The sequence below is a fragment of the Parendozoicomonas haliclonae genome (assembly GCF_900174585.1).
GTDB lineage: Bacteria > Pseudomonadota > Gammaproteobacteria > Pseudomonadales > Endozoicomonadaceae > Sansalvadorimonas > Sansalvadorimonas haliclonae.
In genome coordinates this window covers 51,776-63,617 of record NZ_FWPT01000006.1, presented here as the reverse complement: position 1 = coordinate 63,617, position 11,842 = coordinate 51,776, and the positions used below count along the sequence as shown (strand labels likewise).

8 protein-coding genes are annotated in these 11,842 nt (G+C 50.7%); 3 read left to right on the top strand and 5 right to left on the bottom strand.

Annotated features, from left to right (window positions below):
* Positions 1-163 precede the first annotated feature (163 nt).
* Both EHSB41UT_RS13570 and EHSB41UT_RS13565 read left to right on the top strand, forming a co-directional pair.
* Positions 164-2,887: an ankyrin repeat domain-containing protein gene (locus EHSB41UT_RS13570; protein ID WP_087110726.1), complete on the top strand. Its 2,724-nt coding sequence runs from the start codon at positions 164-166 to the stop codon at positions 2,885-2,887.
* 21 nt (positions 2,888-2,908) lie between these two features.
* Positions 2,909-3,967, top strand: a complete 1,059-nt coding sequence (locus EHSB41UT_RS13565; protein ID WP_087110724.1) for a metal-dependent hydrolase — start codon at positions 2,909-2,911, stop codon at positions 3,965-3,967.
* On the opposite strand, the gene EHSB41UT_RS13560 is transcribed toward EHSB41UT_RS13565, so the two are convergent.
* Positions 3,964-4,434 carry a hypothetical protein gene (locus EHSB41UT_RS13560; RefSeq protein ID WP_133060512.1) on the bottom strand — a complete coding sequence of 157 codons (471 nt, stop codon included), beginning with the start codon at positions 4,432-4,434 and terminating at the stop codon, positions 3,964-3,966. The two genes, EHSB41UT_RS13565 and EHSB41UT_RS13560, sit on opposite strands and share 4 nt — an antisense overlap.
* 3 nt (positions 4,435-4,437) lie before the next feature.
* Positions 4,438-6,729, bottom strand: a complete 2,292-nt coding sequence (locus tag EHSB41UT_RS13555; protein WP_133060511.1) for a hypothetical protein — start codon at positions 6,727-6,729, stop codon at positions 4,438-4,440.
* A 292-nt stretch (positions 6,730-7,021) separates the two neighbouring features.
* On the opposite strand from EHSB41UT_RS13555, the gene EHSB41UT_RS13550 reads away from it, so the two are divergent.
* Positions 7,022-7,321: a SemiSWEET transporter gene (locus tag EHSB41UT_RS13550; protein ID WP_242667311.1), complete on the top strand. Its 300-nt coding sequence runs from the start codon at positions 7,022-7,024 to the stop codon at positions 7,319-7,321.
* Between the two features lie 74 nt (positions 7,322-7,395).
* On the opposite strand, the gene glpC is transcribed toward EHSB41UT_RS13550, so the two are convergent.
* Genes glpC through glpA form a run of 3 tightly spaced genes read right to left on the bottom strand, consistent with a single transcriptional unit; the run spans position 7,396 to position 11,665 of the window.
* Entirely contained in the window at positions 7,396-8,637 is a 1,242-nt protein-coding gene (gene glpC, locus EHSB41UT_RS13545; protein ID WP_087110718.1) for an anaerobic glycerol-3-phosphate dehydrogenase subunit GlpC, read from the bottom strand.
* Complete coding sequence (gene glpB, locus EHSB41UT_RS13540) at positions 8,634-9,983, bottom strand: glycerol-3-phosphate dehydrogenase subunit GlpB (protein WP_087110716.1); 1,350 nt, start codon at positions 9,981-9,983, stop codon at positions 8,634-8,636. The genes glpC and glpB overlap by 4 nt, the downstream gene beginning before the upstream one ends.
* Positions 9,980-11,665, bottom strand: coding sequence for an anaerobic glycerol-3-phosphate dehydrogenase subunit A (glpA, locus tag EHSB41UT_RS13535; protein WP_087110714.1), 1,686 nt, complete (start codon positions 11,663-11,665; stop codon positions 9,980-9,982). Before glpA ends, glpB begins: the two co-directional genes overlap by 4 nt.
* Between the last annotated feature and the right edge of the window lie 177 nt (positions 11,666-11,842).

Below are 11,842 nucleotides of genomic sequence, written 5' to 3'. Positions count from 1 at the left end.
CGTAAGTTATGGTTAGGCGGTTATTTGAAGTACGTTCGTAGCAATTAAAATAACGGGTTTAGTCCTTAGACTCAGGCTTTCAAAACGGCAACGGAAGCACTCTTTGCAATCAGTACCCGTCAGCTACCGTTAAAGGACACGGACTAACAATCAGATAAACCACATGCCTCATCCCTCCAGACCTTCCACAAGCACCTCCGGTATCGTCAGCACGCCTGAGACCTCCGACTCTGAAGCCAATATCAAGAAAACCGGTCAGCGGGATGGTCGTAAGGTTGAAGAATCAAGCCCGCAGGGGTCCACTCATGCAACGAAGAGCACGGCTTCTTCAGAAAATGGGGAAAAGCCTCTTGCAGAGCGTACTGTCGCGCCCCGCTTTGCTCCTCACCTATCCAGCGAGGAAGAAATAAACCTCTCGGCCCAGTTTGAAGAGGCTCTAAAGCGTAAGGGGATTAATAGCCTTGTAGCACAGTGCAAAACAGATCCCTGGCTGGTTACTAAATATCCGGAATTTCTTGAGCTGAAAGGCAGCAAGCTTTCCCACGGATTTCAGGGCAATGTGATCATCAAGCTTTGTACCTCTCCCGAATATGCTGGAGCACTGGCTGAGGCGGTGAAAATCAAAGGTACCCAGCCTTTGCTGGAAAAAGACCGTGTGACTGGCATAACAGCTCTGCATTATCTGGCTCAGCAGCCCGGTCAGGTATCAAAGGACATCCTTGGTAGCCTGTCGGATGACGCATTGTGTGTAAAGGATCACCGGGGAAGAACACCTCTGCACCATGCCTGCGAAAGAGACTGCTTTGAAAATTGTCAGCTTCTGCTGGAGCGAATATCACATCAACAATTTATGGAAGCACAGGGTATTGATTCGCCTTTTGCCCGGCTGATGACGTCGACCAAGCTGACCGACGATCAAAAATGTCAGCTGCTGGAGACAATGATGCAGATTGAAGGGCTGCAGCAGAACCTGCCAGGTTTTGTCCGCAAGACCTCTCTGGATGCAGGTGTCAGCCAGACAGTGAAAGAGTTTATGCGCTCGTTTCTGCCCACTTCCGTAACACCGCCCCTCAAGCTCGCGGCAGAACCTGAAGCGGATCACACCAGCCAATCAGGTACTCTGGAAGCACTCGATCTGGCCCTCCCGAAACAGCAGGCTTCAGAAACATCCTCAGGCGAACATTCATCACTTGAGGCTTTGAATCTGGAATCGTCTGTTCCTGCCGGCAATGCCAGACTGGAAGAGACAGCACGACAACTGGCTAGAGGACTTGGTGTTATTGGTGTCCATGCCCGAGTCACCTGTTTCCCTCAGGAAACCAAAGATAACTTTTATTCACTGGGCGATGAAAATGCCAGCGTCATGCTGGTTAATCGACTTGTTGAGCTGGGTGCGCCGAAAATACAGCTTCGTCTTTCGGCTCCGGACAAGTTTGAGTCACTCGAAGGCAGGGTACTTTCTGATCTGAACCCCTCTGAGCTTTCTGAAGACCAGAAACAAAAGCTACTGGATATGAAAGAGGTCGGCCGGCACAAGTTGGCGCTATTGCTCCCAGAGAACTGCGGCTTCGATCCGAAACAAGGTCTTCCTCAGGACATTACCATCGGAAAAAGCACGGTTCATATTGTCGATTATGATGATCGGCCTGAGATGGAACCTGCACTGGAGATGGGCTTTAATGATCCCGCCTGGAGCAGTTACCAGGGAACCGATAATGCACCGGATAATTATCTGGAACTCAAAGCCTACCGCTTCTCCTCGGAGTTTCAGGCCATGTTTACCGGTATGGCTCAAGGGCTGACAGATAAAGCTCCACTGAAGCTTCCACCCAACAGCTTCCCTCAGGATCGTTCGCCCAAATCCCTTGCACGTACAGAGACTCTGACTGACGAGACTGACTGGATCACATCAACCATTCAGGCCAGCAAACCAGGCCCTATTGATACCAGCCATGCGCAGGGTCTGGCACAAATCTGTCGAGCAAGTCGCAATGGTGATGTGCATAGCGGGATGATTTATGGCCTGCACCATCCTTATGTCAGTGAGGATGCCGGTGCCATTATGGGAAGCTGGATCAAGGCCGTTAAACGACAGGACAAGCCTTCCATTCTCTATGTCCACCCATCTCGCCTGTCTGAAACAACGAAAGCCTGGCTGGAAACAAACAAGATACCGGTTATCTATCCGGGGAAAGATGATATGGACAGCAAGCTGGCTGAACTTGCGCAAAGCAAAGACACCGTCATTTGCGCACTGCCAGAGCTTCCAAAGCCGGTGTTTGAACATCTGATCCAATCATCCGACCTGCCGGCACTGGTGGAAGGTGCAAACACGACCTCTCACCTTTTAGAAACCGGCCACCCTTATCTATCAGTCCTGCCTTTTGGCAATACACCCATCCCCAAGGAGATGGGCTACCCACTGGAAGCTCTGAAAGCAGAAGCGTTCTCTTACAAATTAAGGCTGATTCCAGCAATTGTAGATGCAGAGAAATTGACGGAAGTAAAAGAGCTGGTTGGGCAGGACAAGTTTGCGGAGGCAATTGATTACCTGCAGAACAACCAGCAATTTCTGGCCATCATGCAATACCTCTATGCTTCAGAAGACAGTGTTGATGCCAGCGGTCTGAAGCAGGTCACCGTCGCAGGCTTGCTGGAAAAGGGAAAGCATGGCCGCCTTGGAGCATTGGAAAAAACAGCTCTTATGCAGGTACTGGACCCTTCTTCCGATGCTATGGCTGATTATATAGAGGACTGCTTAAACGACACCTCCACAACACGACAGCATTACACGCTACAGCAGTCGCATATCACCCAACAGTTCAATGATTCCGTGCTCCAGGCCTTGATGACCTTTGCTAAAAAGAAAGGCATCATCACTCCCTGATAATGATTAAGGTGGGTAGGCGTGGACTCTATAACCCAGGCGGCTCTGGGCGCTTCTGTTGCGGCAGTGGTTGCCGGAAAACGTTGTAATGGCAAGGTTCTGATCGCAGGAGCACTGCTCGGTACACTGCCCGATCTGGATGTGCTAATTAACTACGGCAACGATATCAGCAATACCGTAAAGCACCGTGGTTTCAGCCACTCTCTGCTGGTACTGCCTCCCTTTTCCCTGCTGTTGGCATGGCTTATTCATCGCTTCCGACCTGTACAGGATTGGTCGTTTACCCGCGTGTTCATGCTGATACTCTTGGTATTGGTCACGCATCCGCTACTGGACTATTTCACCAACTACGGCACCCAGCTGCTCTGGCCGTTTCAGGGTTATTACGCCCTTTCGAGCATATTTATTATTGATCCTCTCTACACGCTGCCACTGCTGATTGCCCTCGGATTTGGCATCGCCAGCCGGTATAGAAAAGCCGCGCGATACAGTGCCATTGCTCTGGTTCTGTCCACCGGCTATCTGGGCTGGAGTCTGATTTCACAAGGCATTATCAAGAACCGTGTTGAAAACACGCTTCAAGCCCTTGGCTTGCCGCAGGAGAAAGTCTTTATTACTCCGACTCCATTAAATACCGTGCTCTGGCGAGTGGTGGTTCTTGATGGCAACAGTTATTGGGAAGGGCTGGCATCTTTGTTCGACGAAGACGACGAAGTTCGTTTTATTCGTCAGCTGCGGGGTGAATGGCCTCTCGAGCAAACGCCAACGCTCTTGAACGACCTGCGAACCTTTACCCATGACTTTGTCAGCTATCAGCAAGACAACGGTCGGCTTGTAGTGTCGGATCTGCGTATTGGTGTCGTTGGCAGTCTGGCTTTTCGGTTTGAGTTTGCAACTCAGGGTGAAAACCAGAGCTGGCAGCTGCATACACCGACTCGACTTGATCGCATGGAAGGCATGTCGATCAAAGAAAATCTTGGCAAGATGAAGGAGCGTTTGCTGGGCGATCAGGCTATCGATGCTGGCTTTAGTGATTGTGGTCTGTGCACATCAATCTCTGCTCAAAACACTTCATCCTAATCAATCTGTTGGCAGCTTAAATCGGTATTTTTCTTATCAAGCTTAACGAAAGATTCACCATAAGCTGCCAGCGTATAACCATCATCACTGTTATTTAGATAAACCTGATAGGTATGGCCCGTTTCCAGCAAGAATGCTTTTCTGGGGCCGATTAACCTGCCGTGATAGATGTCATATTGAATCGGAATTCTTTGCCTGCGTTGTAACTCTGAAGCCGATCGCTCAACACTATCAATAATAACTTCTGCATTCACAAAAGAGCGATTGAATTGAAACTCAGAATTAACCTTGCATACGAAAACCGTTAGAGATTCTTCAGCATTTTCCTGCAGATGCTCATAAGCCCCAGGAGGAAGCGCAGCATGAACCAGGCTTGAGGAAATCACCAAAGCGCCCACAGTGAATAAATTAAATAATCCTGTTCTCATACTTATTCTCATAAAAGCGCTTTCGTATTCATTGTTCATTATTTAATGCCTGCCACGTCCATTCCTACCAAAACCTCTCCGTGGCGTCGGCCGCTGAACAACATAGTCTTTCCCCACAAAATTGCTCGAATTTTTCTTGCGCGCTACTTCCGTTGGCAACAAGCGGGAAAGGGTTTCCTGCAGATCCGGCAGATCAGCATTCTCCCCATCAGCCAGAATCTGGCACTGCCTGATAAGCATCTCAGTCTCCGAACTCATCTTATCACTGGCACTATCTCTAGCAGCCACTTCCACGACTTCAATCACTTCATGGCAAAGCTGACGGTAAAGCTCCAGCCCATCCTGAGAGCTGAAATCAAAGTTCTCAGCCTTCAACAGCTGATTAACAGCTTCAGAATACCGATTTTGCTTTGCCAGCTGACGAATCTCACCGGCAAAGGCCTGATTATCAGGGCACTCCGCGTCTTTGTTTGAAGGCTTGGAAACAGTTACAGGCTCGGAAACAGGTGTCGGCTTAGAAGCTCGGAGAGCCTTAAACTCATCGGCAACAGCATCTCCCAAGAGCCTGCGAACGGCTCTATCCGAGGCTTCCGGCAGGGATTGCGCCAGCTGTTCCCGGTTACATTTCGGCAGCAATCCGGTGACATGTTGCTCCAGAGCACGGTGCTTCACATGGGGAATAATAGAGTTATAAAGGCTCTCTAGCCTTAAACACTCCTTCATCTGCAGCTCCTTTGTAGGCTGCGCACTCGCCTTCTCCAGCAGGGGTGCAATCTGCTTTTGATAGACCCTCATATTAAGGCGCTCCAACGCCCACCGGCTCTTTTGTGACAACATCAGAGCATCACCACACCAGTCGCCAAGAATACGGTTGAGCCACAGCAAAGCATTACGGGTAGTGATCTGATTTGCAGTGGTCAACTCACAATCCAGAAGCAAAGTGCTGCTCACTGCTTCCAGAGCTGCATCAAATATTTCAAACTGAACCCGGCAGATTTTCGGATCAAAGCATTGCGGATATTTCTTGAGTAACTGTGAAGTGATGATAAAACAGCTCAAGACATCACCGGCATTGCGGCACTGTACTACGGTTGATTTCACCTCTCTCTCACAGCCGAACGTCATTGAACCTCTGGTCTTCATATTTTTGACCAGTTCATTCCAACCGGATTCCAGCCCACCTTCCGGCACATCGGGTACCGCAATATGGATTCCTTCTTTGGGGAATCCTTTCACTGCAGGCCAGATTTTCAAAAGAAAGGCTTCCTGATTCCAGCAGGCATCATCGGTTTGCCAGCGATAGGCTTTTGATATCAGCACACTGCGCAGAAGAAAGAGAGCTTGAGAGGCTGTTGCGTCCGGATTATCCACAATTTGATCCGGCAGCTTGTTTAAGGCTTTGTTCAGTGCCGTGAGACAGCTGCCGCGAAAAGCTGCAGCACCGCGTTCATCACACTTGTCATAAGCATCCATCAGCGGCAGCAATTTCATCACGCCCTGCAGGGACTCCCAGTAATCTTCTTTAATCCCTTGCTGAACAAGTTTTATCTTGGCCGGTTTGAGCAGGCGGGCAAAGGCGGGTGCAATGGCATTAAGGCGGGCCTGACTCAGTACTGGGCGCCACAATGCCAGCAGTTCAACATAACCATCACAGACTTCCTGCCCTTCCGGTGTTTGTTGCCCTTCTGGAATCCGAAGGGATTTTTGTCTCAACTCTTCAATCCGATCCATAAACAGAATGCCACCAAAGTGATGGTATTTCTGTTCGATCTCATTTTTAAAATGATGAGTCAGCAGACAGGATGGCAATAGCTGTAACAGGAACAGCTCCCCCAAAGAGACTTCATCGTGATGGGCCCGGCTGGAAAGGAAGTTGAAATCCAGAAGTTTAGTAATGACCTCATGGGTCAATCTGTCGATCAGGCTGACTTTGTCGGCATCTCCCAAACTCAGATTGAGCCGGAACAAACCCTGCCAGGCTGCCCAGGGTTTGTTGTTTTTCAGAGCTATCGCGATCTCTTTACAGATATGTTGTGAACAGGCGGGTATTCCTTTAAAACCGGCGTACGCCGCACCAGCGCCCGCCAGCTCCCTCAGAAAGCTATCTCTGGAACGGGCATCTCTCTGGTTAAGAGAGCAGCTTTGACTTTGAACCGGCCCCTGTGAGCTGGGTTGTGAGTATGTTTGTCCAGGAGACTTGCTCACCTGATGTCCACCACGCCCCCGGCCTGCGGTACGCCGATCGCCTCCACGGGAGGAGCTGCCATATTCACTTGCCCCCGGTCGGGTCGAGGATGAAGAAGATGGGGTTCGCCGACCTCTGCCTGCATGCATATTCACCACCTGTATCACTTTCCGTATTCATAAACAGATATAAGAAAGCCCTACAAATGGTTTTACTGCGAACCAAATGGTTAATCCAACTCACATTTTCAAGATCAGCCTCACCACTCCATAAGTGGTACGAATGCGAACAGGACTCAAGGCATGCTTTTGTCTTTATCCATCAAGAGCATGCCTATCAGTGGTATCTATCTATAAAACCTTAATAATTATCTGGCATAAATAGTTCTAACCCGGAAGCTGCCGGGGTCCTTCGCTCCCTGACACCATGGAGATGGTTAACGTGCCTGATGTTGTTTACCTGGGTTATATGGCCGCCTTTTGCACAACCTGCTCTTTTGTTCCACAAGTGCTGCATATTCTAAAAACCAAAGATACCCGCTCGATTTCACTTGGTATGTATTCGATCTTTGTGACCGGCGTATTCTTCTGGCTGGTCTACGGCATTATTATCAAAGATGCGCCCATTATGGTGGCCAACGTTATTACGCTTGCTCTTTCCAGCACTATTTTGATTATGAAAATTCGCGATATTTTTCGGGAAAGAAAAGATCAGACAGCAACTCAGTCCACAACTCTCTAGTCACCCAAGAGTCACTATTAAAAAGGCCGCGGTCGGATATCTCCAAACGCGGCCTTGTTCATTCAAGACTGTAATTAATCAACCAGCGCCATTCTCAACAACTCAAGTGGATGCAGAACCTTTTTCGAGGTGCTCATTTCCACCTGCATCTTGCAGGTTTCACAATCAGTCACCACGTAATCGGCACCACTCTCTTCAATCTGCTTGAACAGCGGGCTGCCGATCGCCTGAGCGGTTTCGTAGTTTTCCTTCTTGAAGCCATAGGTACCGGCAATACCGCAGCAGTTACTGTTCAGCTGTTGCAGCTCCAGACCGGGAATCTCCCACAACACATTCAGAGTGTGCAGCACGCCACCCGCTTTAATCAGGTGACATGGGCTGTGATAGGCCACTTTCAGATTCACCGGCTTCATCTTTGGTTTATTACCAGCCTCAAACTCATGGGCCAGAAAACGGGTAATAAAGCTGATATTGGATTGCACCTTGCTGTTATCAAGCCCCAGCACATGCGGGTATTCATCTTTCAGCATCAATGCGCAGCTGGATGAGGTGGACAGAATCCCTTCACTACCTTCCGTCATGGCCTGCTCAAAGCTGGCAATATTCAGTGTGCCATTCTTGCGTGCTTTATCCGGGAAGCCGTTGGCCACCAGCGGCACGCCACAGCACTTCTCTTTCTTGAGCAGGCGCACACCAATATTCATCGCATTCAGCACCCGCACCAGATCCATACCCAGTTCCGGCATGTTGTAATTCACGGAACAACCATGGAAGTACGAAATCTGACGTGCATATTGCTGCTGACTGCCAGCTACAGTTTCAAACTGCTTGCGGAAACTGGTCTTGGCATAAGGCGGGAACTGACGACGCTGATCAACTCCCAGACCTTTATCCAACAATAGTTTCACCGGCTTAAGCCCGGTCATTTTATTAACCAGCGGAGCACTGCCGCGGGTCAGAGTTCCCATAAGATCTGTGTGACTGAGCATAAACTCACGCACCTTGAACTTCTGGTCACCATAGGTAGTTCGGGCAGCAGCGATAATATCGCTAATACGCACATTGGATGGACAGGCCACTTCACAACGCTTGCAGCCGGTACAGTATTTCAAAGCCTCATCCAGAAAGTCCGGGCTTTTCAGACGCAGACGTTCACCATCCGGACCGCACTGCTTCGGTCCCGGATAATCGGGACGAACAGCCGCAACCGGACACTGGGAAGAACAGGCTGTACATTTCAGGCACTGGTCAAAGGAACGGTCTGTCAGACGGCCAGACTGTGTTCCTGAACTCTTTAAGATGGCAAACAGACTCATGGTTGCTCTCCGCCCTTATTCACAGCTGCGGCCTGAACCTCGGCAACCACCTTTCCGGCAGCCCGCCAGGCAGTACTGATAGACACGCCACCGGCTGAACACTCCTGTACAGGATCACATCCACCCAGAATGGTTCCGGCCACATGCAGATTGTGTAGAGCCTTGCCCTTCACTTCCGGCTGTCCATCCGCATTCAGCTTTACACCGGTGCGGATAAAGCCATGACCTTTGCGGGACAGGAATTTTCGATCACTAAACTCCGCCGGTGATGTGGTCGGCATAGTCAGATCCAGATCGAAGATAGGTTCGCGCACCAGCAGAGGCTGGGTGAAGGGCTCGCTGGCATTCAGATCAGGATTTACATGAAGACCTTTGCTGAAGAAACTGCCACTGGCCAGAATAAAATGATCGGCAGACAGCAAGTCTTCGCCGTTACTCACACTGAGTACACGACCATCCTTCACCAACGCATGGCGGATCTCAGTGGCCGGAATCAGGAAGCCACCCAGAGCCGCAAACCGGTGACGCAAAGCCTGATGAATATGCATGCCCGGCAGTGATGGAGGCAGAGTTGCGGCATCAACAATATTCAGACCAGTCCGACGACGCAGATCATTTAAATGGACAGTTTCCAGAGTACTGTCCAGACAAGCAGGCAGCACAACCAGCGATGCATCCTGCACCTTCTCGATCAACGTTGAAGCAATAATATCGAAATCACGGGAACCCAATGCGCGACAGAGCTGCGGAGCACGCATGGTATCCGCTGTAGCCCCCAGACCATTCACCAGGGGCAGATCAATGGTCAGGCTATCGACCTGAACATTTCTGAATGACGGGTGTCGTTTTAAACCCTGAGCAGCCAGCTCTGGCATAAAGTCGAGAAAGCCGGAGATATTGGCAAACACGACACGTTTCATCTTGGCCGGTATCCATGGCAGACAATCCGGGCCGGACTGCATCAGCCATGTTGGACGCAGAGCACCGGTGGCGGTAACCCGCCACTGATTACTTTCTTCACTGTAAGAGGTGAAGGTTTTCAGCCCGCCTTCAGCCAGCTGCCCCTGAAACCAGTCCATGGCCTCAGCCACACCGTCACGGCCCACAAAGGCATAAGGGTGCTCGGGATGATTAGCCACCAGCTCACTGATGCCTTCAAAGGGAAAGCGTATCGGCTGGCTGCTGTCGGATGGTTGATAACCCAGAACATCAATCGCTCCGGAAGCAAACGACAAACCACTCTCACCGGAAGTGACTACGGCAACCTTCAGGCCGGCTTCTGCACAGCGTATGCCTGCAGTCAGACCAGCAAGGCCTCCGCCGATAACCAGACATTCATGCCTCATGGCGCCTCTCCCTGTTGCTCGTCGTCATCCTGTTCCAGACTTCCCAGGCCCAGCAGGCCTTCCTGAACCCAGTAACTGAACTCGGCTTCCCGCAGGCCATCACCCCACAGCACCGGGCGAACACCTTTCCAGCGTTCATCCACAAACTCATGCAGGGTCTTCAGGGGAGGAACAACTTCACTGCGGGTTGCCGCCAGCAGCGATGCGGTTCTGCAGGCACACATTTCACCCTGACATGGTCCCATTCCAATACGGGTTCTGCGGCGCAGGTCGGAGAGCGAACGGGCATTGAGCTTATCAACCGCGTAAAGAATCTCGCCGCGAGTCACAACTTCACACTCACAGACGACGGCGTTACGCCACTTTGGACTGCTTTCCAGCTTATCCAGTTCAGTCTGCTTTTCCGGTGCGTTGTCTTCACGAATAAATTTACGGGCACGTTCACCATGGCGGTAAACGGCTGAACCGGAAACGGTCTTCGGCAGGCTGCCCAGATGCTGGTAACGATCACCATCACCCGTGCGAGCACCGGGAAGAGGCTCGCTGGCCGTGGTGCAAGGTGTGCTGATGTCCAGATGTTTGGCCGCCATATCCGTCGCGACTTCCGCCATCAGGCGATAAGTCATCAACTTGCCGCCAGTAATGGTAATCAAACCTGGAAGGTTGTCGTTATCGGCATGGTCAATGGCGACCAGCCCACGGCTGATAGTCCGGTCAGAGCCACCACCGGACAGCGATACCAGAGGTCGAACTCCACAGTAAGCGCGCAGAATTCGGGTTGAAGCCATGGACGGTGCCAGCTTGCAGCCTTCTTCCAGAAGCATACGAACTTCGTCGTCATTCACTTCCAGCTTTTCCAGCTCATCGCGCCCCACATGAGTCGAAGTGGTGCCGATAACAGAAACGGTGTCGCCCGGTACCAGAATGTCGGAGTCACCTGGCTTACGACAGCGGTTGATCACCATGTTATTCAGTCGGTGCCCCATAATCAGCAGGGCTCCGCGGGAGTGGTACATATCTACCGAAAGATCGGCATACTCCATGATTTCATGGCACCAGGCACCCGTGGCGTTAATCACCTGACGGGAACGGATTTCAAAACGTTCGCCGGTGCGCAGGTCGCAGCAGGTAATACCTTCTACCCGGCCCTGTTGAATAATCAGGCCCGTGGCTTTGGTATCGGTCAGCAGTGTGCCGCCATGTTCACGGGCATCAAGAATATTGGAAGAGGTGATTCGGAACGGATCAATAGTGCCATCAGGAATACGAACCGCCCCAATTAAGGAAGGATTCACCGAAGGTTCCAGTGCCAGAGCCTGTTGCGGTGTCAGAATTTCCGTAGGGATGCCAGCTGTCGCACAGCCTTTAATAAACTCAGCCTGATACTCAAGACCATCTTCCGGTAAAGAGATAAACAGGCCGTCCGTACTTTCAATACAGTGTCGGGCAATATGTTTGAGCGTCCGGTTTTCACGAATACATTCCGCAGCGGAGTGTCCGTCGGTGACTGCGTAACGTGCACCGGAATGCAGAAGACCGTGGTTCCGGCCTGTTGTTCCTGTCGCAATATCATGGCGTTCTACAAGAATCGCGCGCATGCCGCGCAAGCAGCAATCACGGAACACACCGGCTCCGGTTGCACCACCGCCGATAATGACAACATCTGTCTCCAGACGTTTCATTGTTCACACTCCAATGCTCAATATTGCGCGCAAAATAACCTGTCTGATGTTGTTTAGTTTTGACTCGTGACAAACTTTACAAAACAAAAAGCTTTGAAAATTCAAACAATTAGAGCATGGAAAACTACTAAATTTATCAGAATTTAAAACATTACGTTTTATTGACACTCGTCAACC

Bases quoted from the DNA above. Each gene is read 5' to 3' on its own strand.
- EHSB41UT_RS13570 (WP_087110726.1), top strand. From the start codon at position 164: ATGCCTCATCCCTCCAGACCTTCCACAAGCACCTCCGGTATCGTCAGC.
- EHSB41UT_RS13560 (WP_133060512.1), bottom strand. From the start codon at position 4,434: ATGAACAATGAATACGAAAGCGCTTTTATGAGAATAAGTATGAGAACA.
- EHSB41UT_RS13555 (WP_133060511.1), bottom strand. From the start codon at position 6,729: ATGCATGCAGGCAGAGGTCGGCGAACCCCATCTTCTTCATCCTCGACC.
- glpC (WP_087110718.1), bottom strand. From the start codon at position 8,637: ATGAGTCTGTTTGCCATCTTAAAGAGTTCAGGAACACAGTCTGGCCGT.
- glpB (WP_087110716.1), bottom strand. From the start codon at position 9,983: ATGAGGCATGAATGTCTGGTTATCGGCGGAGGCCTTGCTGGTCTGACT.
- glpA (WP_087110714.1), bottom strand. From the start codon at position 11,665: ATGAAACGTCTGGAGACAGATGTTGTCATTATCGGCGGTGGTGCAACC.